The 23335-nt window shown below is 48.3% G+C and carries 21 protein-coding genes and 2 pseudogenes; 7 read left to right on the plus strand and 16 right to left on the minus strand.

The window, feature by feature from the left end; all coding sequences use genetic code 11:
- Positions 1-23 precede the first annotated feature (23 nt).
- The 7 genes and pseudogenes from EHW58_RS06895 to EHW58_RS06925 all read right to left on the minus strand — a co-directional run bounded on the left by EHW58_RS06895 (position 24) and on the right by EHW58_RS06925 (position 4979).
- Complete coding sequence (locus EHW58_RS06895; RefSeq protein ID WP_077639247.1) at positions 24-551, minus strand: nucleotidyltransferase family protein; 528 nt, start codon at positions 549-551, stop codon at positions 24-26.
- A 108-nt stretch (positions 552-659) separates the two neighbouring features.
- Positions 660-1052, minus strand: coding sequence for a hypothetical protein (locus EHW58_RS06900; RefSeq protein WP_046073042.1), 393 nt, complete (start codon positions 1050-1052; stop codon positions 660-662).
- Positions 1052-1276: a membrane protein insertion efficiency factor YidD gene (yidD, locus tag EHW58_RS06905; RefSeq protein WP_152795585.1), complete on the minus strand. Its 225-nt coding sequence runs from the start codon at positions 1274-1276 to the stop codon at positions 1052-1054. The genes EHW58_RS06900 and yidD overlap by 1 nt, the downstream gene beginning before the upstream one ends.
- Positions 1276-1491 (minus strand): DUF4177 domain-containing protein, encoded by a 216-nt coding sequence (locus tag EHW58_RS06910; RefSeq protein WP_021022754.1) that lies wholly within the window; start codon positions 1489-1491, stop codon positions 1276-1278. Before EHW58_RS06910 ends, yidD begins: the two co-directional genes overlap by 1 nt.
- Before the next feature lie 163 nt (positions 1492-1654).
- Positions 1655-2197: pseudogene (rimJ, locus tag EHW58_RS06915) on the minus strand (ribosomal protein S5-alanine N-acetyltransferase).
- Between the two features lie 80 nt (positions 2198-2277).
- Positions 2278-4362 carry a M13 family metallopeptidase gene (locus tag EHW58_RS06920; RefSeq protein WP_227986290.1) on the minus strand — a complete coding sequence of 695 codons (2085 nt, stop codon included), beginning with the start codon at positions 4360-4362 and terminating at the stop codon, positions 2278-2280.
- Positions 4363-4436: 74 nt separating this feature from the next.
- Entirely contained in the window at positions 4437-4979 is a 543-nt protein-coding gene (locus tag EHW58_RS06925) for a GNAT family N-acetyltransferase (RefSeq protein ID WP_077521556.1), read from the minus strand.
- 428 nt (positions 4980-5407) lie between these two features.
- Here EHW58_RS06925 and EHW58_RS06930 point away from each other — a divergent pair, with 428 nt between their 5' ends.
- From EHW58_RS06930 to EHW58_RS06940, 3 genes are all read left to right on the plus strand, one after another.
- Positions 5408-7072 (plus strand): mechanosensitive ion channel domain-containing protein, encoded by a 1665-nt coding sequence (locus EHW58_RS06930; RefSeq protein ID WP_370517133.1) that lies wholly within the window; start codon positions 5408-5410, stop codon positions 7070-7072.
- Positions 7073-7249: 177 nt separating this feature from the next.
- Positions 7250-8350 (plus strand): efflux RND transporter periplasmic adaptor subunit, encoded by a 1101-nt coding sequence (locus EHW58_RS06935; RefSeq protein WP_152795587.1) that lies wholly within the window; start codon positions 7250-7252, stop codon positions 8348-8350.
- The gene (locus EHW58_RS06940; protein ID WP_152795589.1) at positions 8350-11409 is read left to right on the plus strand and encodes an efflux RND transporter permease subunit; all 3060 of its coding nucleotides are present in this window, start codon (positions 8350-8352) and stop codon (positions 11407-11409) included. Before EHW58_RS06935 ends, EHW58_RS06940 begins: the two co-directional genes overlap by 1 nt.
- A gap of 70 nt (positions 11410-11479) precedes the next feature.
- On the opposite strand, the gene EHW58_RS06945 is transcribed toward EHW58_RS06940, so the two are convergent.
- The 3 genes from EHW58_RS06945 to EHW58_RS06955 all read right to left on the minus strand — a co-directional run bounded on the left by EHW58_RS06945 (position 11480) and on the right by EHW58_RS06955 (position 14484).
- Positions 11480-12988 carry a phospholipase D family protein gene (locus EHW58_RS06945; protein WP_172969962.1) on the minus strand — a complete coding sequence of 503 codons (1509 nt, stop codon included), beginning with the start codon at positions 12986-12988 and terminating at the stop codon, positions 11480-11482.
- Between the two features lie 127 nt (positions 12989-13115).
- Complete coding sequence (locus EHW58_RS06950; RefSeq protein WP_152795591.1) at positions 13116-13691, minus strand: DJ-1/PfpI family protein; 576 nt, start codon at positions 13689-13691, stop codon at positions 13116-13118.
- A 31-nt stretch (positions 13692-13722) separates the two neighbouring features.
- Positions 13723-14484, minus strand: coding sequence for an N-acetyltransferase (locus tag EHW58_RS06955; protein ID WP_152795593.1), 762 nt, complete (start codon positions 14482-14484; stop codon positions 13723-13725).
- A 239-nt stretch (positions 14485-14723) separates the two neighbouring features.
- On the opposite strand from EHW58_RS06955, the gene EHW58_RS06960 reads away from it, so the two are divergent.
- The 4 genes from EHW58_RS06960 (at position 14724) to EHW58_RS06975 (ending at position 18924) form a co-directional block, all read left to right on the plus strand.
- Positions 14724-15107, plus strand: coding sequence for a hypothetical protein (locus tag EHW58_RS06960; protein ID WP_152795595.1), 384 nt, complete (start codon positions 14724-14726; stop codon positions 15105-15107).
- A gap of 259 nt (positions 15108-15366) precedes the next feature.
- Entirely contained in the window at positions 15367-16746 is a 1380-nt protein-coding gene (locus EHW58_RS06965; protein WP_152795597.1) for an ATPase domain-containing protein, read from the plus strand.
- A 16-nt stretch (positions 16747-16762) separates the two neighbouring features.
- On the plus strand, positions 16763-17140 hold the full coding sequence (locus EHW58_RS06970) for a response regulator (protein WP_152795599.1): 378 nt from the start codon (positions 16763-16765) through the stop codon (positions 17138-17140).
- A 2-nt stretch (positions 17141-17142) separates the two neighbouring features.
- Positions 17143-18924 (plus strand): bifunctional diguanylate cyclase/phosphodiesterase, encoded by a 1782-nt coding sequence (locus EHW58_RS06975; RefSeq protein WP_152795601.1) that lies wholly within the window; start codon positions 17143-17145, stop codon positions 18922-18924.
- Between the two features lie 43 nt (positions 18925-18967).
- Here the strand turns inward: EHW58_RS06975 and EHW58_RS06980 are convergent, their stop codons facing one another.
- From EHW58_RS06980 to EHW58_RS07005, 6 genes and pseudogenes are all read right to left on the minus strand, one after another.
- Positions 18968-19525, minus strand: a complete 558-nt coding sequence (locus EHW58_RS06980) for a nucleotidyltransferase domain-containing protein (protein WP_152795603.1) — start codon at positions 19523-19525, stop codon at positions 18968-18970.
- 45 nt (positions 19526-19570) lie between these two features.
- Positions 19571-20923, minus strand: coding sequence for a molecular chaperone (gene yegD / locus EHW58_RS06985; protein ID WP_152795605.1), 1353 nt, complete (start codon positions 20921-20923; stop codon positions 19571-19573).
- A 175-nt stretch (positions 20924-21098) separates the two neighbouring features.
- Positions 21099-21317 (minus strand): DUF6500 family protein, encoded by a 219-nt coding sequence (locus tag EHW58_RS06990; RefSeq protein ID WP_077481137.1) that lies wholly within the window; start codon positions 21315-21317, stop codon positions 21099-21101.
- Between the two features lie 17 nt (positions 21318-21334).
- A complete protein-coding gene (locus EHW58_RS06995) occupies positions 21335-21847 on the minus strand; it encodes a methylated-DNA--[protein]-cysteine S-methyltransferase (RefSeq protein WP_152795608.1) in 513 nt (170 codons plus the stop codon).
- Positions 21848-22033: 186 nt separating this feature from the next.
- Complete coding sequence (locus tag EHW58_RS07000; protein WP_152795610.1) at positions 22034-22630, minus strand: bifunctional 2-polyprenyl-6-hydroxyphenol methylase/3-demethylubiquinol 3-O-methyltransferase UbiG; 597 nt, start codon at positions 22628-22630, stop codon at positions 22034-22036.
- A 126-nt stretch (positions 22631-22756) separates the two neighbouring features.
- A pseudogene (locus tag EHW58_RS07005) lies at positions 22757-23209 on the minus strand (GNAT family N-acetyltransferase); the annotation flags it as partial.
- Positions 23210-23335: the final 126 nt, after the last annotated feature.

A 23335-nucleotide genomic window follows, 5' to 3' on the forward strand; every position in this document is an offset into this window, starting at 1 on the left:
GCCCATGCGCACCCTATTGCCGCTTACTCGCGCTCTATTGGCTTCGCAGCCACAGAACACTGAGTGGTGACTGTAAGTTTGGGCCAATGTGTTAACCATTGTTTATCATCAAGGCGCTGCTGAAACACTTGCCATGGGCGGGCAGGATTATGGCTAAGCTTCAATTCAAACAAAGATTGAACCCCAAAGGCAGCGATGACTTCGCAGCGTTGGTTCATATCAAGGCGAACAGCAATCGCGGTTTCTTTCTCTGGCCAAAAGCGCATCGCATCTAGCGTACTCGCGTAAGGAGGATCTTGGTGCTTCTCGTGCATTCGCGCCTGGTTACGTACCTGCCAAGTCATTTCTGGCATGGTCTTTTGCAGTAGCTGCTCTAAATATTGTTCGCGTTCTGTACTGGTATCTTCAGGATCATAGAAGACAACATCAATATCGTTAAGTGTACTCGACGAGTACTTGTGAAGCGCATCCCACACCAAATTACGAATAAATCCAGCGGCAATATAACACTGAGGGAGGTTTAAGGCTTGAACACAGCGAAGTGCACGCATCCTAACAGGATCTGCCTCAATCAAGTCAATCAAGGCGCGTCGGTATGTCTTCTGGCATAAAAAGAACTGGTGCTGATGACGTTTACGGATCCGACGACGCTTCATGGGTTAACCACCGCGGCGGATGTCTTCAAATATTTCACGTGATACATGGTAGTTGTACTGCCTGGCAATCTTCTGGGCAAAAAACAGCTGTGGTAATTCAAATAGCACTAAACCCGCCAAAATCAAACCAAAATAAGGCTGATTCAGTACTAAGCCGATAATGGCGATAACCAACAGCGTACATTCTACGACAAACAACCCATACTTTCGCAAGTAAAGATGATGTATCCCCCCTAAGAATCCCCAATTCAGCGCCGCGTAAGTATCGGGATCTTTAAGCTGTCTTGATTGCTCGGCAAAAAAGCGTTTTTTCTGGCTTTGAGTTAAGCCATTTACCTGTTGCTTAAGTTCGACCTCTTGTGCTTCTAGCGCTTCTATTGGTTGGGTAAAACGCATTAAGGCACCTCATCGTAAATTTTTTCTAGCGCATTGGGGTTATTGCAGCGGCGAATGCGCGCCAAACCAAGTTGCCAGCCACGGATTGCGCCGTATTTTTCGATGGCTTGGCGTGTATACTCCGAGCACGTCGGCTCGAAGTTACACTCAATATTAAACAGTTTCTTTGATCCACCTTTTGCTTGGTAACGATGGATCAACGTAAGCGACAAATACTTAAGCATTAGCGACCTAGGGTGACAATCACGGCCTCACGCTGCCAAAACAGCATGTAACGTTTCTTTTCGATCACTTGAAAAACAACCTGCCAGCCATCTTGCGCGTATTGATTGAGTTCGGCTTCGAGGCGTTGCAACGGCAAGCCACTTGAGCCCAGTAGCAAGGTGCCGCAGCCACCTTCAACAATATGAACGACTTTATACTCGGTAAACTTACTCATCTTTTATCCTCAAACTCACAACAACATAACCAAGTGTGGTCATCGTTGAACACCCCTGCCAAAAAACCGGCACATTTTGTAAGAATTTTTTTGTTTGTTCAAAAACTTATTATTAAAGGTGTATTTTTTTGAAGCCAGTTCACGCGAATTACTCATTGTCTTGCTATTCAAGCAAAGAGTTACGTTTCGCAGTTAGCACATGGTCTTGCCAACGGCCGTTGATTTTGAGGTAACGGCGAGCATAGCCTTCGCGCTCAAACCCCAGCTTGGTAAGTAGCCGCTCACTGCGCATATTATCGGGAATATAGTTGGCCATCACACGGTGCAACCCAACCTGCTCAAACACAAAACGGATGCCTGCTTGGATGGCTTCGTGCATTTAGCCCTGGCCTTGATAATGCTTGTCAGCGGAATAACCTAACAGACACGCTTGAAAGGCGCCGTGAATCACGTTGGTGAAATTGCACACCCCTATCACATCGTCCCGTTCATGATGCAAAATCACAAACTTGAAGGCTTGCTGCTGTTGAAACAAGTCTTTCGCCTCTTGCAGCGCGCGCTGCCAATAGTCTTCGCGGTAAAATGCGGCAGGACGTATGGGCTCCCATGGGGAAAGGTGAGCACGATTTCGCTGATAAAACTGCGCCATCAGGTCGGCTTTTTCTGGGGGAAGTAAAACTAATCTCGTCCTTGGCGTGCTTAGCACTTGGGCCTCCTTGCATCGATTGGCGCGACGGACAGTACTAAATTCTATAAAAAATGCCGCCTTGGAGGCGGCATCAGAGACTACCAGATATTCACCCGCTGATCTTCGGGTAAATACATGCCATCCCCTTCTTTAATATCAAAGGCTTCATAGAACGCAGGCACATTACGCGGCGCACCCAGCACTCGATACTTTGGTGGCGCATGCGGGCCCAGTGACACGCGCTCACGCAGCGCATCTTCACGCATTTTCATTTTCCATATCTGCCCCCAGCTGAGGAAGAATCGCTGCTCGCCGGTATACCCGTCCATCACAGGAGACGGTTCACCGTGCAACGATTTTTGATAGGCGCGGAAGGCGGTAGTCAAACCGACTAAATCACCAATGTTCTCACCCAAGGACACTTTGCCGTCAATGAACAAGCCCGGCAAAGGCTCAAACTGGCTAAATTGCTCAGCGAGCTTTTGGGTGCGAGCATCAAAGCGCGCGCGATCCTCATCTGTCCACCAATTTGCAAGGTTACCATCCCCATCATAACGCGAGCCCTGATCATCAAAACCGTGTCCCATTTCATGACCAATCACTGCACCGATGCCGCCATAGTTCACGGCGTCATCCGCATTCATGTCAAAAAACGGCGGTTGTAAGATGCCGGCGGGGAACACAATCTCGTTGGCGGTTGGGCTGTAATAGGCGTTGACCGTTTGCGGGGTCATGCCCCACTCTTTACGGTCAACGGGCGCACCAATCCGCGACAGCATATCTTGATAGCCCCAGCGTGCGGCACGTTTGCTGTTACCAATCAAGTCATCGGCGTTGATGGTCAGCGCGCTGTAATCTTCCCATTGCTCTGGATAGCCGATTTTGGGCGTGAATTTACTCAGCTTATCCAATGCTTTCGCTTTGGTTTCATCGCTCATCCACGCCAATGATTCAATCGAGTCTTTAAACGCAGCACGCAGGTTATCAATCATGGTTTCCATACGCGCTTTGGCTTGCGGTGGAAAGTAGCGCGCGACATATTCTTGGCCGAGCGCTTCACCCAACACCCCTTCGGTGGCTTGTACGCCCCGCTTCCAGCGGTCACGCTGTTCAGGAATACCATTGAGGGTTTTGGAGTAGAACGCAAATTGACGTTCAACCAGCTCATGGTTAAGGCGCGGTGCAAAGGCATTGAGGGTACGAATGGTGAGATAATCTTGCCACGCTTGCAGACTGGTTTGCTCAAACACCTGCCCTAGCGCCTCAAAATAAGATGGCATGCGCACCACAACCTCACCGGCTTTGTCGATACCCGCGCGTTTGGCAAAACGTGCATAATCAAACCCGCCCATCAACTGGTTGAGCGCCTCAATCGGCATTTTGTTATAGGTTGCTTGCGCGTCACGGCGTTTAGCGCGTGTCCAGTGGTGTTCTGCCAGCGTTTTTTCTAACTGATAAATACGGGCAGCGCGTTGCTTGGCCTGATCGTAACCCGCTAAGCGCAGCATGTCTTCGAGATAGCGTTTATAAGCGGTGCGGATACGCTCAGCATCCTCGGTGTCGCGGAAATAATAGTCTCTATCCGGCAACCCCAACCCGCTTTGGCTCAGATACAGGGCGTTATAGTCCGGATTTTTCGCATCGGCCCACGCATAAAAACTAAACGGGATCCCAACGCCAACTTGTCGCAAATCGGCCATCGCGTAAATCAACGCAGGCTTCGAGGAAATCGCGGCAATACGATCGAGCTCAGGTTTGATTGGCGTCACCCCTAGGGCATCGATTTTATCTTGGTCCATATAGCTAAGATAAAAATCACGCAGCTTTTGCTCGTTGGAGCCAGGCTTGAGATCATCACGCGCCACCAGCTCATCAATGATGCTTTTTAGACGCTTTTCATTTTCTTCAGCCAAGATACGGAACGCACCATAGCTGGACATATCGCTGGGGATTTGGGTTTGGTCGTACCAAGTGCCATTGACGTGACGAAACAAGTTATCTTGCGGGCGAACCGAACGATCAAAGCCTTGTAGATACAGACCTGATTCGCGCTGCACTTCAGCGTGTGTGGTGTCAGCAGCGTACACCTGGCCAGGCACCAAGCTCATTACACCTAGTGCAAGCGCGACCCCCATCGCGGCGCGTTTTAATCGCACTCGATTGACTGTTTTTTTGTTCATCATTCGTTTACCTAATTCCTTCCATAACATGGCTCAAGCGACGTAATCTTGTCGATTCCCGAAAAGACATGCGCTGTTCACGACATAAGGTCTCGATAGAGCACCACACAGTGATAATCACGCCCCTCGTCTTGCTCGGGTTCAAAATGGGTAATACGACAAAACCCTTGCTGATACCAGAATCGAAACGCGCGAATGTTTTCGGCGTAAACATTCACCCCCATGCGTCGATAGTCCCCATAAGCTTGCACGGTTTCAATCACGCTCGCAACCGCTTCGCTGCCATAGCCATGTTTTTGATATCTTGGAGAAATAGTGAGCATGGGTAGCCAAACACTCTGTAAATCGGGCGCATTGAGCGAGATTTGTAGATAGCCGATATCTTTACCATCATGGGTCTGAATACGACGAAGATAAAACGCCTCTTCCACATCAGGCGCTTTTTTCTCCGCACTGTCGGCAATCAATGATTGGTAGGTGGATAACGACCAAGGTTTAAACGTGGGATCTTGATATTGCAGATGCTGATTTTGCTCAAACATCGCTTTGACACGCTTTGCATCGCTATATTCAAACGGACTAAAACACAAACGCTTAGAGCGCCATGTGGCTGGGAACATGCTCCTCTTCCTTTCAATTCAATCCCATGACTGCCATTAATCATGAGCCGCTAGCGCCCGTCGATGACTGACATCAGCGTGATTCATCATACACATACTGACTAGCATTGCGCATATCGAGATCGTAGTAAAAAGCAGCCTCGCCTGGTTCACTAAACCGTCGTTCTCATTGCCCGTTGGCAGACACCGACACACGCGATCCACAAGCAATAAGCTAACACATCATAAAAACCAGTGCGTCACAAAAATGGGCGACGGTATAGGCAGTTAAGGCTAAACTCGCTACGCTATTAAAGCTCAGGGGCAAGGCTCGGTTGGGCATTGGATTGCCGCCATCGATGCCCATCACTATCGCCAACAGGCAAGAGGAAACAAACGTGAATTGGATGAAAACTTTGTCGCATCACCGTCAACGCATGAATACAGTCATGTTAGTACTGGTGACCACCCTTCTGTTTCTTCCGTTGGCCCATGCCGACCAAGCGCCGGCGCCCACCGAACCAAATGTCACATCGAGCGACACCACCTCATTAGCGCATCAAATAGCGCGCACCAAACAATATATTCAGACCCTTGTAGAGAGCCTTGAACAGGCAAAAGGCGATGACAAAGATGCAATCCAATTGCAGCTATTTACCAAAAATGAAGAGCTAAGAGAGCTGCTCGCCGACGCCATCAATCAGCAAAGCTTAGATAACCCGCAGTTGATTCAACTAGTCACAGCGCAGCGGCGGTATACCCAAGATGCGTATCAATACATCACAACCCGTCTCAATAGCCTCAATGAGCAAATCACTCAAGCCAGCCAAGAACAACGCTTACCATTGATTAATGAGTATGCAGAACTGCAACATTATTTAAGCACCACCTTTGAGGCCAGCTGGGAAAACATACGCTGGCTTGAGCAGCTCGAGCAGCCCGCACGTGAAGCGCGAAACACCTTAGAGCAACGTCTTAACCAGCGTTTACGACTTCTTTCGGCATCTATCGACTATCTGCGTCAGCAATACACGGCGCAAGAAAAGCAAATTAAATCGAGTCCTGATTCCGAAAAGCCCGGGTTACAGCTGACGCAGTTGAACACCCAACAACGCCTCACGATCGCCACCGATAGCCTAAAGCGCACCTATCAAATCGCTGATGAATTAGGGATCGAAACGGCAGAATACAAACGCCAACTCTTTGGCGTTACCGGCAACATCACTCAAGATATTCTGGATGTGGATGTCGCGTATTCGATCCTCTCCCATTGGTCCGAAAATGCCCTGAACTGGGCAGAAGACAATGCACCACAGTTGGTTTTCCAGCTCATCATTTTTGTGCTGATTTTGTTGGTGGCAAAACTGCTCGCGAGACTCACGCGCTCCGTGGTGAAATCGACTGTCGCCAACAAGAACTTTAAGTTTTCGCAGTTGATGCAAGACTTTTTCGTCTCGATGTCCGGAAAAGCTGTGTGGGTAATTGGGATCTTGATCGGTCTCTCCCAGATCGGGGTAAATCTTACTCCGGTACTCACTGGCTTTGGTATCGCTGGGGTCATTATCGGTTTTGCGCTGCAAGATACACTATCAAACTTTGCTGCAGGGATGATGCTACTGATCTACCGCCCTTTCGATGTGGGTGATTTTGTCTACGCCGGTGGCGTGGATGGCAAAGTAGGCAATATGAGCTTGGTGAATACCACGATTCGCACATTTGATAATCAAATTATCATTGTGCCGAACAGCAAAATTTGGGGCGATGTGATTAAAAACGTCACTCGAGAGCGGATTCGGCGGGTGGATATGGTGTTTGGTATCGGCTATAAAGATGACCTTCTTAAAGCAGAAGCCGTGCTCACCGAGATTGTCCAGTCACATCCTGCGGTACTTCGTACACCGGAGCCCATGATCAAAGTACATGTTCTGAATACCTCCTCGGTAGATTTTATTGTCCGACCATGGGTGAAAACCGATGATTATTGGGACGTCTACTGGGATGTCACCAAAACGGTCAAATTGCGCTTTGATGAAGAAGGCATCTCGATTCCATTCCCGCAACAAGACGTCCATCTGAATTGGGTCTCGACAGCGCCAGAGGCTCGGTCAGATTGAGCCACCTCTCTAACAATCATGACGGCTCAGTGATTCAAACGAGCCGTCATTCTTTCGTGACTTTCATCACATAAATAACGTACGTTTTTGATAAATATAACTTACACTGACATAGCGGCGCTGATGCTGTTTCATACCACTACAACCAGTCAATTACCTTCGAGGAGTCCCTGCGTCATGCTAGATTCAAAGCTTGGGTTTACCCTGCGAAACGTCCTCACCGTGGCGGCCTGTGTCGCTATGCTCAATTCACTTACTGCGTGTAGTGAAGCGCCGCAACAGCAAGACACAAAAACTGCGCCGCGTCCAGCACTCGTCGAAATCACACAAGCGCAGTCAATTGCAAACCTTAGTTTTAATGGTATCGTCAGAGCATCAGAGCGAGCAGAACTTGCTTTTGAGGTCGGTGGACGTTTAACGTCGCTTCAAGTGGAAGAAGGAGACGCTATCACTCAAGGACAGCTGCTTGCCTCATTAGATCAGGAGGATGCGCAAACCGCGCTCGATTCCGCAAACATCGAGCTTAACGATGCCAATATCGAGTACAAGCGCGCCAAAGCGATTTTTGAGAAGAGCCAAGCCATCTCCCAAGCGGATCTCGAGAAAATCAAATCACGGCGTGACCTCGCGCAAAACCGTGTCGACGAAGCAAAGCGCGCCCTAGCGAATACGCAGCTGCGCTCACCGTTTGATGGCATCGTCGCGCGACAACATGTCGACAATTTCAGCCAGCTGCAAGCGAATGAGCCTGTCCTCACCGTTCAAAATATCGATAACTTAGAAGCGGAAATTCACGTGCCACACCGCGTGGTAATTTCTGGTGATCAGCGCACCCGCGCCATTGGCATTCTTTCAGCTATTCCCAATAAACAATTCCCTTTGGTGTTAAAGACGTTCGCCTCCGAGCCTGACCCTGTGTCACAAACGTACCCAGTGGTCTTATCTTTTACCGATTTGAAGGGTGAGCGCATTCTGCCAGGCATGTCACTAAAAGTGATGCCTGCAATACCAACCAGTAGTAAGGATGCAAACCCATTAATCACATTACCGCTTACTGCAGTGGTGCCTGATAATCAGGGAGGACAGTTCGTTTGGGTGGTAAACAAAGACAACATCACCGAGAAACGCGCCATCAATATAGGTGAACTAAATAAAAGTCGCATCGTGGTCACTGGTAATCTATCTGTGGGCGAAAAAGTCATTATTGCAGGTGTATCCAGTGTGAAACCAGGCATGGAAGTCCGTCCTTATACGGAAGAGAATCACGGAGCGTTATAATGGATATTGCACGCTATACGATCGCTAAGCGCTTCATTGTTTGGGTACTCATTGCGCTTGTTTTGCTGGGCGGTTATATCAGCTACCTGAAATTAGGGCGGTTTGAGGACCCAGAATTTGTTATTCGCCAAGCGGTCATTATTACCCCCTACCCTGGCGCTACCGCGCAAGAAGTGTCCGATGAGGTGACAGACGTCATCGAGGGCGCGGTTCAATCGATGCAGGAACTGAAGCAGGTCAAGTCTGTCTCGCTTCAAGGACGCTCCGAAGTCACCGTCGACATTAAGCTTTCTTTCTCAAAGACCGCCGCAGAGTTGCAACAAGTCTGGGACAAAATGCGCCGCAAAGTTGTGGATGCTCAACGTCAACTTCCGCCCGGAGCCGGCTCGTCCATCGTTAATGACGACTTTTCTGACGTCTACTCATTATTTTTTGCCGTCACTGGCGAAGGCTTTAGTGATAAACAACTTCAAGATTATGTCGACACCTTAAAACGGAATCTCGTGCTCGTTCCTGGCGTTGCGAAAACGGCGACCTTAGCAGACAAAGATGAAACCATCTTTATCGAGATAGCGGGCGATAGCCTATCGAAATTTGGTGTATCCGCTCAAAACGTTTTCCAAACACTGCAAAAGCAAAATCTGGTTACCGTTGCCGGAAACATCGACGCCCAAGACATGCGAGTGCCGGTGATCCCTCGCGCAGATATTGATTCCGTCCAAGATCTTAAAAACGTGCAAGTGTCCGTGGGTGACAATAATACCGTATTAACACTCGGTGATATTGCAACGATTACGCGTGGCTATCAAACGCCACCGTCCATACTAATGCGCTATAACGGTCAGCGTGCCATTGGTTTTGGTATTTCAAACGTCAGCGGTGGTAATGTTGTCGAGATGGGAGATGCGGTTAAAGCCCGCTTAGCGGAGTTAGATAGCCAGCGCCCCCTAGGGATGGAGCTGCATACCATTTCGATGCAATCAGACTCAGTACGTGATTCCGTCGCCAATTTTATCGATAATCTAATTGCCGCTGTCGCGATCGTTTTTATCGTGCTTTTGCTGTTTATGGGGATCCGCTCCGGCATCATTATCGGTTTTGTCCTGTTGTTAACGGTTGCCGGTACGCTCTGCATTATGTATATCGACGATATTGCCATGCAACGCATCTCACTCGGCGCGCTGATTATTGCGTTAGGCATGCTGGTTGATAATGCTATTGTCGTGACCGATGGTGTCCTCGTCCGATTGCAACAAGACACAGAAACTGACAAGAAAGCCATTGTGTCAGACGTCGTTAATAGCACGAAGTGGCCACTTCTCGGTGGCACGGTTGTGGGCATATTCGCGTTTAGCGCAATCGGCCTATCCCCGTCTGATATGGGAGAATACGCCGGCTCTCTGTTCTGGGTTATCTTGTATTCAATGTTACTCAGCTGGCTATTTGCGGTTACAATCACGCCACTACTCTGTCACGACTTCCTGAAAACCAAGCCTGTTGCTCCCTCGCAAGCACCCGGACGCATTGTAACCGCTTACAAAGCGCTGCTCGCTTGGGTCCTCGCGCATCGCGCCCTGACCAGTGGGATTTTAGTCGGAACCTTAGCCCTCGCCCTGTGGGGAACTCAGTTTATTCCCCCTGGCTTCATGCCAGAGTCACAACGCCCGCAATTTGTGGTAGATGTCTATCTTCCGCAAGGCTCAGACATTCGGCGGACAGAATCGGTTGTTGCGAGTATTGAGCAAGATGTCCAAGCCAAACCCGGCGTAACCAATATCACCAGCTTTATTGGCGGTGGCGGACTCCGGTTTATGCTGACCTACTCGCCGGAGCCCCGCAACCCGAGTTATGGACAACTGCTGATTGATATTGATGACTACACCAAGATTGCCCCGCTACTCAGCGAGCTTCAAACTGAGCTTGATAGTAAATATCCAGACGCATCCATCAAGGTGTGGAAATTTATGTTGGGCCGTGGTGGCGGTAAAAAAATTGAAGCCGGATTTAGTGGTCCTGACAGTGCCGTATTACGCCAGTTAGCAGAACAAGCAAAAGCCATTATGCTGAATGATGCGGATTTAATCGCAGTCCAAGATGACTGGCGCCAGCAAGTGCCCGTTTTACGTCCCCAGTATGCGACAACACAAGCGCAACGTTACGGGCTAACCGTACAAGAGATCAGTGAGGCCATTGCGCAAACATTGACGGGACAACGCGTCGGCGTTTATCGAGAGGGGAATGATTTAATTCCTATCGTCGTGCGTGCGCCAGAAAGCGAACGCCAACAGATCCGCGCCATCGAAAACACCGAGGTGTATAGCCGCCAAGCTGGAGAATATGTGCCTGTCAGCCAGCTCATCACCTCGATTGATGTGGAGTATCAAGATGCATTGTTGCGTCGGATTGACCGTATGCCAACCATTCTTGTGCAAGCAGACCCTGCCCCTGGTGTGCTCACCGCTGACGCATTTGACACGCTTCGCAGCAAAATCGAAGCCATTGAGTTACCGGCGGGTTACAACCTGACCTGGTACGGTGAATATAAGGCCTCTAACGATGCCAATGAGGGGCTTGCGGTGTCTGCGCCTTACGGGTTTGCCGCCATGATTCTCGCCGTGGTGTTTATGTTTAACGCATTGCGCCAGCCTCTGGTGATTTGGATGACAGCGCCGTTGGCGATCATCGGCGTCACAGTCGGGCTGATTGTCTTTCAAACACCGTTTGAGTTTATGGCAATACTCGGCTTCTTAAGTTTGATTGGGATGATGGTTAAAAATGCCATCGTGCTCGTCGATCAAGCCGATTTAGAGCGACAGAATGGTAAAGCGCCCTACGAAGCGATCATTGAAGCGGCATTAAGTCGAGCCCGCCCTGTGCTGCTCGGAGCCCTGACTACGATTCTCGGGGTCGCCCCATTATTGATTGATCCCTTCTTCAAAAGTATGGCGGTGACCATTATGTTTGGTCTCTTATTCGCCACCATTTTGACACTGGTCGTGGTGCCTTTATTTTATGCCATATTGTTCCGTGTTCGTCTTCCTGACACGGTAACTCGCTAGTAAAAAGCCGCCCGCCTTACATCAAGGCGGGCGGATGAATCCACTTTACATTGGAACCCTTTAGGTTCAACTATAACCAACCTTCAATCGGCAACCAGCCACTCAGCCAAGCGCCCATTGATCGCATCTTTCCAACATCAGGATCACTATGGAAGCGCTCTCCGGTTTGATGGTTAATCCAGATCAAATCTTCGTCCTCGAGTCTCAGCTCATAAGCACTCACCATAAGCCCTGTGCGAAGCTCTCTTAATGCTTGCCTGACATAATCAGGATGCGTTACCACCACACCCATTTCCGTGTTTAAGTCCGCAGAGCGCGGATCGAGGTTCATCGATCCGACAAAGAGTTTCTGGAGGTCTAGAAGCATTAACTTGGCATGCAAGCTTGCGCGGCTACTCCCTGTGACGCTCCATTGCGATTTTTGTTTGATAAACGGCTGGCTTTTCATTTCCCAAAGATGCACGCCACCTTTAACCAACGCATGGCGATACTTGGCATACCAGCCATGCACCGCAAAAACATCATTAGACGCTAAGGAGTTGGTTAAAATCGTAATGTCTTTGCCTTGTTTAACCGCATTGATCAACGCTTGCGTTCCCGTATCTGTCGGCACGAAGTAAGGTGACACCAGAACCATATCGCTTTCTACACCTTGAAGTAGCTCAACGATTCCCGTGGTCATATCACTTTCATTCAACGTGATTTTTTCCGGTTGATCGTACATCAGCCTAATTGGCCCCCACCTCATCGGCAGTTGATGATTTTTTAACGACTCATAGAGTGCCAGCGAGTGAAAATTATAGTTTTCGCGTGTAAATTGGTTCTCAATATTGGCTTCTTTTCGCCACTGTTCTATATCCTCACGACTCGGTGACCTGTCACTGCGCAAGATGTCTGACATCGGGTGAGCATAATCACTGTTCCAGTAATCATCGAATTGCTTTTGCGTTTGAGACACCACATCGCCATAAAGCATAAGGTCAAAGTCGCTGAACTCCACCGATGATTGATAAGAAAAGTACTCGTTGCCGATGTTACGCCCACCGACAATCGAAAAAACACCATCAGCAGAGAGAGACTTGTTATGCATGCGCCGATTTAACCGCTTTCCATCGGTTAACCATGAAAGCACACGCGAGATACGATACTGATGTGGATTAAAAAGTCTCACTTCAATATTCGGATGCGCGTCAAGGTAGGCCAAACTGCTATCGTCACGACTTTGCATATCGTCAAGCAATACTCGAACTCTTACACCGCGCTCTGCCGCCTCATAAAGTCGCCATATAATCAGCTGACTCGTTTCGTCACTGTGAAAAATATAGTACTGAACATCCAAGGATTGAGATGCCGACTCTATCATTGCTAAGCGAGCTAACAACGCATCACGACCGGTTTTTAAAGGGAGAAAACCAGCATAGTCAGCAGGAATATTTGTTGGGCGAGCCACATAGTCGCGAAGGGAAGACTCCGAATAAAACCCCAAGAAATGTGAAGGCAATTTATCATCCGAGTTCGCAATCGACTGGCACCCTGTCAATAGAAGCAAGAGACCAATAAGGATAGTTAACTGTTTCATTCTCTCCTCAACGGTTATCAACAAATAACATCACAGCGATGCATTTATATTCCTTTCGCTTCAAGCTTAGAGCACTGGCCTCGTTTATGTAGATATTGCTCAAGGGAAAAGGCAATAGACTCTTTTGCTATCGATCGTTTATCGAATAATCCATTTGCTTGGCCACGCGCTGGGCTAAATCCTCGCTGTGCAGATCAGCCACCAGCTGCAAACTCATATCAATGCCTGCAGATATGCCCGCGGAGGTGAGATATTTTCCATCCCTCACCCAGCGCTTACTTGGTACCACGCTTAATGGCGGATAGGCACGGCTGAGGTCGTCCATATCTTCCCAATGCGTGATCACTTTTCGACCATCGAGTAGTCCGGCCTCTGCCAGTATGAACGCCCCCGTACAGACAGAGGCCGTACATTGGGTGATCGCATCTTGTTGCTTCACCCAATCGATCACCGACGGGTTAGTAACTTGCTCATGGTGAACGCCGCCGACAACCAGCAGCACATCCAGTGTGGGATGGTTGACGAGATGATAGTCCGGCACGACACGCAAGCCGCCGCGCGCCAGCAAAGGTGAGTCTTGTTCAGCAATCAGTCCAACCTGCCAACTGTCCGCTCCCAAACGTTTTGCGGTGCTAAACACCTCAAAGGGGCCAGCAAAATCAAGCACCTCTGCGTGCTCATACACATAAATACCAATATTCATTGTTTGTTATTACGTCCATGTAAGTGTTGGGTTAATGATGAGGAATAAACTTATCAAAGCGGCTCTCCATACAGGCACTGATATCAGTGGTGATAAACTCGCCCTGATAATACAAACTGAAAATGGTGGCCGGTGAAGGACATGCTTGTGCTTGGCTCAATGTCTCTAAATGATGTACTTCAAGCGGGATACCGCGCTGCGCACAGCTCTGTTGTAACGAGTTCAGCACATGGTATTCCGCATAAGGACAACGATGGGAGTAATACGCCACACACCCTTCGGTTGATACCTTAGCGGTATGAACGGATGCCCGAAACTGCGGTATTTCAGCCGCGTCATTCAACGGATAATACAACAGCACAAAGCCATTAGGGGCTTCATCCGCCACGTTGAAGCCTTGGCCTTTTAACCATTTTGTATCACTCATAAAGTGGTATTTCTTTTTACCGACCACGGCGACTAGGCCTTGCTTATTTTGCTGCTTAGCCGCTTCAATGGCGTCAGCTAACAGTTGCTTGCCGTGTCCATGTCCTTTGTATTTCCCAGAGACCCAAAAGCAACCCAGAGCCAGATAACCATCCGCTTGTATGGGCTGCCAAGCGGTCTCTGCTGGGCCATATTCGATGAAGACTTTGGCGCGTTCATCCAAACGGCGAAAACGGTATCCGTGCTGATGCTCCTGCTTTAGCCACTGCTTTTTCGCCTGATAGCTAGCTTGGCACTTTTTATCCGAGAACGCACAGCAGATATGCGCATCATCCAAGGTTTCTGGGGTTAAGGTTAGGTACGCCATATTCACCTCCAAACAGGTGTATTGATGGTATACCTTTAACCTACCTTAACCTCATGGATGATGACTCCAACTTGGTCACAAAGCCATCACTTTTATGACAGCCTAATCGCCAAGCTTGCTTTTTATCTCTCTAAAACGCGAGTAAAAGAGGCAAATACGTGGCTTGCGCTTTTCTGTTTTTCGAAAAAATAAAGTCTTTAATATGGTGGCTACGTTTCGACCTCTCCAGAGGCACACCGATGGATGATAACGCTCGGCAACTGCTTAACCACCTATGCCACGGCTATGACCAATTAGCCCAACGTCACCAGACACGCGCTTTTCCAGAGCTCTCCACCGCGATCAAGCACCCACTCGGCTATTGTCTGGTTCACTGTCCGATCGGTAGTCAGCGATTCTCGATTGTGTCGCTACAATTTGCCCCCAGCGTTCGCGGCCAAGGGGTACTGACGGCGTTTATCGACTATATTCAAGCGCATCCGCATCACTACCGCGGCATTGAAGTCGCCACCATCCAAAACCTTTGCCTAGCGAGGCGATTGCTCACACTCGGTTGGCAATATAAATCTGCTTTGACCAAGCTATTTCGCGCCAACACCCCCACCTTGGTGCATGATTTCTAATCAAAATACGGAAGTGTTCGCGAAAATGGGTTCCTATTAATGATGATTCTCCATTGCACCACAGGTGTTGCGGCAGCAAACGCACAGCGTACTGCATTCTAGACGTTTTGAGGCGTAAATGCTGCTTTTTCTTACAGCCGCCATGACAGTGGCTCTTACCTCTACTACCTTTTTAGACGGTAATGCCTAAAAAGCATCTTTATAGGTGCTTTTGGGTAGGCTAGGTCTAATACGAATAAACACAATAGGGGGAAGCAACATGAAAGAGAGAGTCTCCTCAGGGATTCCTGGACTGGATCAAGTCTTGAATGGCGGCCTCCTCCCCTCAACGGCGGTATTGGTGAGAGGTGGGCCAGGTTTAGGTAAAACAACCACAGGCTTACAGTTTCTCTCTACGGCGTCACGAGAAGGCGAGAGTTTGTTTATTGGCTTTCAAGAGGCAGAGGATCAGCTCAAAACCAACGCGACAGCGATTGGCATTGACGTTGCGAACATCACCTTTCTTAGCTTGGCGCCAGACGAAACGTTTTTTAAGGAGAACGAGTCCTATGACATATTCGCCTCCAACGACGTAGAGCATGAGCCTGTCACCAAGGCCATCGTAGAAACGGTGGAAACCCTCAAGCCGACTCGAGTCTTTGTCGACTCCTTTACCCACTTGCGCTTTCTCACCGCGGATGTTTTTCAGTATCGTAAAGAGGTACTGTCGTTTATCCATTATCTCACCGAACGTGGCGCCACCGTTTTGTTCACGTCAGAACACAGTGACTCCTCGCCCGATGACGACTTACGCTTTTTATCCGATGGCGTGCTCTCACTGAGTCAAACCCCGATGGGGCAAGAACTCTGTGTAGAAAAATTCCGAGGGTCTGATTTTTTGAAGGGCTGTCATCAGATGCGCAATGGCGCTCACGGGGTTGAAGTGTTCCCACGGCCACTTCCTCCTAACGAAGAGCTGGTACCAGGACGGTTTGAACCCATCTCGACGGGCATTGCATCTATCGACAATCTGCTTGGCGGTGGACTAGAGATGGGGACAGTAACGATGATCACCGGCCCATCTGGCATTGGAAAGTCGACCTTAAGCAGCTGTATTGCCGAGCAATATAGCCATAGTCTAGGTCACGTAAATATCTACCTATTCGAGGAAGAAATCTCCTCATACCTGCACCGGGCACGACAACTCAACATCACACTGCAACACCAAGCGGAGGCAGGATGTTTAACCATCGAACAGATCGAGCCTTTGCAATATTTAGCCGATGAGTTTGCAGCCAAGGTGTACAAGGATGTTGTTCAAAATAACACTCGCCTGGTGGTGCTTGATAGCACAGCCGGTTTTAAACTGACCTTGCGCGAGGAATCGATTCAAAACCGTTTGCATGCCCTCGCAAAAGGTTTATCGAGAATCAATGTCTCGGTGATCCTGGTAAACGAAACATTTGCGCTTTACGGCGAAGACAGCATTTCTGAAAAAGGCATCAGCTACTTGTCGGATACGATTATTTCCCTGTCTTACTATGCGGACGATACCACGCATTCACAGATTTCGGTGATGAAGAAACGATTGAGTGATTTTGATCGCAAGCCTTATCAGTACCTGATCGGCCCCGATAAAGTGCAAGCCGTAGCTGTTTGAACAAGAGGTAAGCGAGGTGACGAATAAAAACGCGGCGTCATTAACGGTTTTTTTGTGCGTAAAATCATCGGGTAACCGAAAAGTGTTGGCCGATTCTCTTGAAGAAGCGGGTTATCATTGTCGACCTTTGAATAGCGAAGCCGATATGCAGGCTGCAGCGGCGATTGGCGGTAAAAAGCTTGCCCTGGTCGACACCAGCGGATTTGGCGCCAACGTGTGGCGACTATGCGAAAAGCTACAACAGATGAACACCGCGTTTATTGTTCTCTCACCACAGGATATGCTGACAAGTTCCAGCCAAGCCACCCAATATGGCGCAGTTAGTATCATGCAAAAACCCGTCGCCAAAAAGGCCTTGATGCAGCTCGTTGCTGGTTTCACGGGTGAGGAGTAACGATGACCAGTACGGTTAGAACCTTACCAATAATGGTAAACCCAGAACAAAAAGCAGAACGCAAAGACGATGGATTACAGCGTATTCAGGGTGCCAACGTTTTATTGGCTATCCATAACCCCAACAACTTGGCGCTACTGCGCGAACAACTGAGCAGCGACTTCCGAATTTATGAAAATCCAAGTGATATAGACAATATCGAGTTTGACCTTGCGATCATCGATATCCCCTCTCTCGAGCAGTATAAAGACGCATTGCAAGACAAAAAGACCCGATGCGAGCCCACACTTTTGCCCGTGATGCTCATGCTCTCTAAGCGCGACCTCAAACACAAACTTCGCCCTTACCTGGCACTGGTGGATGAATTTATTACCATGCCCGTTGATAAAGTAGAGTTTATGGAACGCGTGGTGATGCTACTTAGAGCACGTTTTTTAGCCATTAGCCAACGCGATAAGCTTTATTATCTTGCTACCCATGACAGGGTGACCGGTCTCCCCAACGAGCAGCGGTGTATAGAGCACGTCACCGACACCATCCTCTCGGCGTCAGTAGTAAATCAACCTGTTTACGTGATTGTTTTTTCCATTAATCTCGATCAGGTTTTTAAGTCATTCGGCCATTCCGGGCTCGATCAAGCGGCGGTGATATGCTCTCAACGAGCCGTCAGCGCGATTACCGATAACGATAAGCTCTTTCGCCTCACGACGGATACTTGGTGCTTGGTTAACCCACCCGGCCAAAACAGCTTGAATCACACTTTATCTGTCTGCCAACAACTGATCAGTGCCATTAGTGTCCCTGTTAGCATTGAGCATGACCTGATTCATCTTGATATCGCCATCGGCGTGAGTCATTACCCCGATGATGCTGTCAATACTCGCCGTATACTGGATGCAGCTATTAACGCAATCAACACTAAGGCCCCCAACACCCCTCACTTCTATTCAAAGCGACTTCAACAGGATGCGCTGCGCTATATTCGGACCGAGACATTGCTGCGACAAGCCATCACCAAACAGCAATTTGAGCTTTGGTACCAACCGCAAATAGACTTTGCAACGGGTAAAGTAATCAGTGTCGAGGCCTTGGTGCGATGGCGGTTACCGAATGGTAACCTCGTCTCACCGGGTGACTTTATTCCAATAGCAGAGAAAACGGGGCTCATTACACAAATTGACAGATGGGTGATCATTCAGGCATGTGAAACCATGGCACGCTGGCAAGAGCAGGCATTATGCATTGAGCGCGTGGCGGTTAATGTGACGGCATGCGATGTGGAAGAGGATGACTTTGTTAGCTTTATTGATGATATTTTAAAGAAGAATCACATCCCTCCTCCCAACTTAGAGCTAGAAATCACAGAAGGCGTGTTCTTTCATTCTAAATCAAAGAACCTTGAGAAACTCAGCCAACTACGTAAGCGTGGCCTCAGTATTGCTGTCGACGACTTTGGTACGGGCTACTCCTCGTTGAGTTACCTGCACACGTTGCCAATTTCTACGCTTAAAATCGATCGCTCATTCATCAACAGCATCTTAACCAGCGAAAATGATATCGCTATCACTGAAAGCATTATTTGGCTGGCCAAAACATTCAAACTACAAACCGTTGCCGAAGGTGTCGAAACCGCGGATCAAGCCAGTTATTTGAAAAAGTTAGGCGTTAACATTGCCCAAGGCTTTTATTACGCCAAGCCCATGCCGGAAGAGCAGCTAATAGCGTGGCTACAACAACAAACCAACGTTAAGCCAATAGAACAACGGCAAAGCCAAATGTCTTGAGTGAGAAACGACGCCCCGCCCTGTGACATAGGTACTCGCCCAGCTACAGTTGCTCAACAAGCCTTTTCAAGTAGCTTTTGGCTAAATCGTATTGTCCTCGGCTCAGCCATTTGATGCAATCAAACAGCTCCCAAATCAGCCCTTCATCACCGCTGGTATAGACGGGAAAATTCTCGTGCTTAGGGGCTGGCTCATCCGTCACTCGCGCTGGAATGATTCCTGCCTTATCAAACAAAACGACAAAGGGCGTTGAGAGCTGAAATGGCTCGCTCACGTCTAAGCAATGGATTTCGGCACTGGTTAGATCCGTGAAAATATATTTTTTAAACATCGCCTGTTCATTGTGATCACCGGACAAGCAATAGAAAATGTCTTTCCCGGCCTCAAAGCGCGCAAAACATGACGCTGCCGAGCGATGAAAGCCGTGCTGTGTAAACACGATAATATCCGCATCGGACACGCGATCGCCTTTGCCCGCGGCGAAAGAGCCGACTAATACTGCCGCAATCACATCCTGTTCTGAAGCAAACGCGGCGCAGGCCGATTCAATCAATGCCTGCTGCAAAGGTAAGTGCTGTCCGTTTATTTCATCCTGAATCATAGTTATTACTTAATGTTTCGAACGAGCCGCAACGGCCGTTGCGGCTTACTTAAAGCAGACTTCCGCCCAACGCGCTAAGCCTGCGGTGACTGATCCAAAGTAGTCACCACTCACCACAGGAATGTGCGGCAGCTCTGCTTGTACAGCTTCCCGCAAGAAGGGCGAGCGTGCCGAGCCGCCTGTCATAAAAATCACGTCAGGCTTTACACCGGCCTGCGCGACCACATCGTGAACTAAGGCGGTCATCTTACGTTTGGGCGCTTCAATCGCATCAATCATGTCATCGCGCGATACATCAACGTCCACGCGCTCGGAGAACAGCTTAATACCCGCTCGGTAGGCGGCATGATCCGACAACGCAATCTTTGCCTCTTCCGCACGACGGACAATGTTGTAACCCAGCGACTCGTGATAGACCTCAAGCAAACGGGCCAGTTTATGTGGCTCTTGCGCTTGCTTGTGCAGCCCTTTGAGTACCGCCAAATTTTCAAACGCATAGAAATCGTTTTGCGCTTGCACGTTGTTAATCGCGATAGGGTTGGAAAACTGCGTAATCGGCATCTCAATGCCAGATTCCATCTTGCTGCCCATCCCAAACGGGAACATCATTTGTTTGAATGCCAGCGCAATATCTAAGTCATTGCCGCCAATACGCTGGCCTTTGTGCGCCAACAAACTTGCGCTGCGATCGCTATTACCGCGCCATGATGGTCCCATCTCAATCAACGAACAGTCTGTGGTTCCCCCACCGATATCGACCACCAGAACGATTTGGTCTTCGCTCAGCGTCGCTTCATAGTCCAGACCGGCAGCGACCGGTTCAAACTGAAATTCAATCTGTTTAAAGCCTGCCCGCTTAGCCGCATTGAGCAAAATACCTTCGGCTTGGCGGTTTGCCGTCTCGCCTCCACGGCCTTGAAAATTGATCGGCCGACCGATCACTGCATCAGTGATACTCTGTTGGGTTTGGTATTCGGCTTGGGTTTTGATGTTATCCATCATTGCGCATACGAGATCTTCAAAAAACCGAAGCTGAGCATCACGTAAACCTGATGCGCCAAGGAAAGATTTAGGGGATTTCACGTAGTACATATCGCGCGGATCATCGAGATAGCGATCGAGCGCCGCTTGACCAAACGCCATGTCCTCCGCCTCAAGTTCAATGCTTTCCTCTCGGTTTACATGGATCGCGCGGCGCAACATCTGCTCGCCAATCGTATCCAGCGGCTTGATGCCACGGTGACGAAACAAATACTCAGACACCGATTCGCGCGTAGGTGCGGCAAGGGAAGAAGGAATAAACGTGCTGTCCCCTTCTAGACGCAACAGCGTCGGCTGACCGTTTTCAATCTTTGCCACCGAACAATTGGCTGTACCATAGTCAAAGCCGATATACATAAATGCCTCTCACCGCTGAAAAAGTCGGCAATGCTACCTCAACCGTCGCGGGATTTCTAACATCCGTGTGCTCAAGCCAATCTGACTATCTGGGCCCGTGCCCCGCTATCCATTGTCATCTTGGTGAACCTGAATTACACCTTGTCGGCAAAATAGGCTATTTTTTGTTCAGTTGTCATAAATTATTTTTCACCATTTCTTTGATGGTTCTTGCCTTAACAAAATGATCTAATTGATGGGTCTGTATCCACCAGGTTGCGGCTTCCATCAACTGCTCTGGATCGTCATTTTTGTTTTTGAAGAACGCATAAAATGACACACCGACATTCTCACCTTTCGCTTTGATTTTTTGATCACATACTGCCAGGATTTTCGCTCTCAGCTCCGCTCTCATACGCCCCTACTCTATCCTTAAATAAATAAGTTCTGCTCTAATTCTAAAAGGCGCTTTTTCAGTGACAGACCGCCACCATAGCCAATAAGCTCCCCTTGGGTGCCGATAACCCTATGGCAAGGAATAATAATCGCCAACGCATTTGCGCCATTAGCATTGCCAACCGCACGTACTGCGGCTTCATTACCAATCGATACTGCCAGCTCTTGATACGTCACCCTGTCACCATATTGAATGTTGCTTAATGCATTCCATACCGACTGTTGAAAATCGGTTCCCGCCAAGAGTGAAGGCAAATCGAAAACTTGTCGCTCACCCAAAAAATATTCCTCGAGTTGAGCTTGAGTAGCCGCTAAAACATCATCGCTCTTTTCTACAAACTCAGCGTTAAGAATCCGTTTAATACGCTCATCGACGACACTTCTCATCTTGCGATACCGGAAGTCACACAAGCAAAGCTTACCTTGATACGAACCAAGGATAAATTCGGCATAAGGGTGTTTATAATACTGGACATTTATTGTATTCATTATATCCTCATATAAATGGTTTTTCCCTACCAACATGGATATTTGTCTTATATGTTTTAACTTCTATGTTAATTACCCCTAAGTACTTCCAAAAGTCTCATACCATCGCTTTTACAGCCACTGTAATCACCAAAACTCACTGCAAACCAAAGATGCCATACGGCACCCCTCTTTTTACTGCCATTGTTATCTACGTTTTACAGCAACCACTGAAAAAATATGCCAATGCTTAGGGGTTCCGACCATTGTCGCGCCAGGTTCATCACGTTCTTTGAAACTGACTATTTCAAACTCTTCAAATAAGATCTCAACTTGTTTTTTACTCAACGGTGCCGTCGGTAACCGAAAATTCGTTGCCCAAGTATCTCTAGGCCCCATAAAATCACCTACAAAAACACCACCAACCGCGATAGAAGAAGCCATTCTTCGCCATGTATTTTTAAACTCTATCGGATCAGCAAAGAACAAACTTGAGTTTGCTATCACTATGCCAGTAGAAGGATAATTGAAAGACTCAAATGAGCACTCTGAAAGTTTAATCAGCGGCTTTGAACTAAACCTTTCTGAACATATCGCAATAGAGTCTGGATTAATATCAAAGCCATACACCTGATAGCCTTGCTGCTCTAGATATGCTATTTCACTTCCGGTTCCACAACCGCAATCGACAGCGGTTTTCAGTCCAGACTGATCCAACTCAATGGCGAGTTCAGTGCGTGAATTGTGGGGGCGTAACAATGATTTTTCGTAGTACTGACGCCAAGTTGCTAAAGTATCATCCATAACGTTCAATATTCCAATAAAGTGAACCGAATTAAGGTGTGAACAACGCTTATCCCTTAGCTAATCCATTGTGCGTAAGTACCAAAGCTGATTAAAACTGAAAATGTCAAGCGCTGAAAAGTTCTCTTAAATGCCTTGCCAGTTGCGTGCTAACCACTCCGAGCGCAGCATCCCATATTTAACTGAATCGTAGTACTTGCCTTCGTAATAACGAACTTTTCGCAATCTAGCTTCTTGTTGAAAGCCTAATTTCAATGCTAGCGACATCATACGAGGATTACCCGACCAGGTTGTCATACCAACACGCTCAATTTCTTTAGTATTAAATAAGTACGTAACCCAGAGAGGAATGGCTCGTGCTGCGATACCCTTACCCCAACATTCAGAATCGTAAATGATGATACCAGCTTCAAGCCAGCGAGTTTCTTCACATTCCCAGTAACAATTTACTGTCCCAACAGGCACATCATCTACAGTGACTAACTGTAAGTCTGAACCATTTAATAATCTTTGAAATGAAGATTTCTCAAACTGTTCTAGTGATGGATGTGAGTAAGGAAAGTAAGGGCCATTAAACTTTCAGGGCGAGCGCATGAGTGTTTATTTTTCAACCATCGCCGGTATGCCTGCGGCTAAAACCTTTTCTAAGAAACTGGGATTCATGAGACAGCGCTTCTGTTTGGCCACCAAGCTGATCTTGGTCGG

It is taken from the genome of Salinivibrio sp. VYel1 (genome assembly GCF_009377945.1).
In the GTDB taxonomy this organism is placed as follows: domain Bacteria; phylum Pseudomonadota; class Gammaproteobacteria; order Enterobacterales; family Vibrionaceae; genus Salinivibrio; species Salinivibrio siamensis.

Excerpts from the sequence above, each read along its gene's own strand:
- EHW58_RS07000 (WP_152795610.1), bottom strand. The coding sequence starts at position 22,630 with ATGGATGATACTTTAGCAACTTGGCGTCAGTACTACGAAAAATCATTG.
- EHW58_RS06950 (WP_152795591.1), bottom strand. The coding sequence starts at position 13,691 with ATGAATATTGGTATTTATGTGTATGAGCACGCAGAGGTGCTTGATTTT.
- EHW58_RS06995 (WP_152795608.1), bottom strand. The coding sequence starts at position 21,847 with ATGAATACAATAAATGTCCAGTATTATAAACACCCTTATGCCGAATTT.
- EHW58_RS06980 (WP_152795603.1), bottom strand. The coding sequence starts at position 19,525 with ATGATTCAGGATGAAATAAACGGACAGCACTTACCTTTGCAGCAGGCA.
- EHW58_RS06940 (WP_152795589.1), top strand. The coding sequence starts at position 8,350 with ATGGATATTGCACGCTATACGATCGCTAAGCGCTTCATTGTTTGGGTA.
- EHW58_RS06935 (WP_152795587.1), top strand. The coding sequence starts at position 7,250 with ATGCTAGATTCAAAGCTTGGGTTTACCCTGCGAAACGTCCTCACCGTG.
- EHW58_RS06910 (WP_021022754.1), bottom strand. The coding sequence starts at position 1,491 with ATGAGTAAGTTTACCGAGTATAAAGTCGTTCATATTGTTGAAGGTGGC.
- EHW58_RS06945 (WP_172969962.1), bottom strand. The coding sequence starts at position 12,988 with ATGAAACAGTTAACTATCCTTATTGGTCTCTTGCTTCTATTGACAGGG.
- EHW58_RS06990 (WP_077481137.1), bottom strand. The coding sequence starts at position 21,317 with ATGAGAGCGGAGCTGAGAGCGAAAATCCTGGCAGTATGTGATCAAAAA.
- EHW58_RS06895 (WP_077639247.1), bottom strand. The coding sequence starts at position 551 with ATGCGTGCACTTCGCTGTGTTCAAGCCTTAAACCTCCCTCAGTGTTAT.
- EHW58_RS06965 (WP_152795597.1), top strand. The coding sequence starts at position 15,367 with ATGAAAGAGAGAGTCTCCTCAGGGATTCCTGGACTGGATCAAGTCTTG.
- EHW58_RS06930 (WP_370517133.1), top strand. The coding sequence starts at position 5,408 with ATGTTAGTACTGGTGACCACCCTTCTGTTTCTTCCGTTGGCCCATGCC.
- EHW58_RS06975 (WP_152795601.1), top strand. The coding sequence starts at position 17,143 with ATGACCAGTACGGTTAGAACCTTACCAATAATGGTAAACCCAGAACAA.
- EHW58_RS06925 (WP_077521556.1), bottom strand. The coding sequence starts at position 4,979 with ATGTTCCCAGCCACATGGCGCTCTAAGCGTTTGTGTTTTAGTCCGTTT.
- EHW58_RS06960 (WP_152795595.1), top strand. The coding sequence starts at position 14,724 with ATGGATGATAACGCTCGGCAACTGCTTAACCACCTATGCCACGGCTAT.
- yegD (WP_152795605.1), bottom strand. The coding sequence starts at position 20,923 with ATGTATATCGGCTTTGACTATGGTACAGCCAATTGTTCGGTGGCAAAG.
- EHW58_RS06920 (WP_227986290.1), bottom strand. The coding sequence starts at position 4,362 with ATGATGAACAAAAAAACAGTCAATCGAGTGCGATTAAAACGCGCCGCG.
- EHW58_RS06900 (WP_046073042.1), bottom strand. The coding sequence starts at position 1,052 with ATGCGTTTTACCCAACCAATAGAAGCGCTAGAAGCACAAGAGGTCGAA.
- EHW58_RS06955 (WP_152795593.1), bottom strand. The coding sequence starts at position 14,484 with ATGGCGTACCTAACCTTAACCCCAGAAACCTTGGATGATGCGCATATC.
- yidD (WP_152795585.1), bottom strand. The coding sequence starts at position 1,276 with ATGCTTAAGTATTTGTCGCTTACGTTGATCCATCGTTACCAAGCAAAA.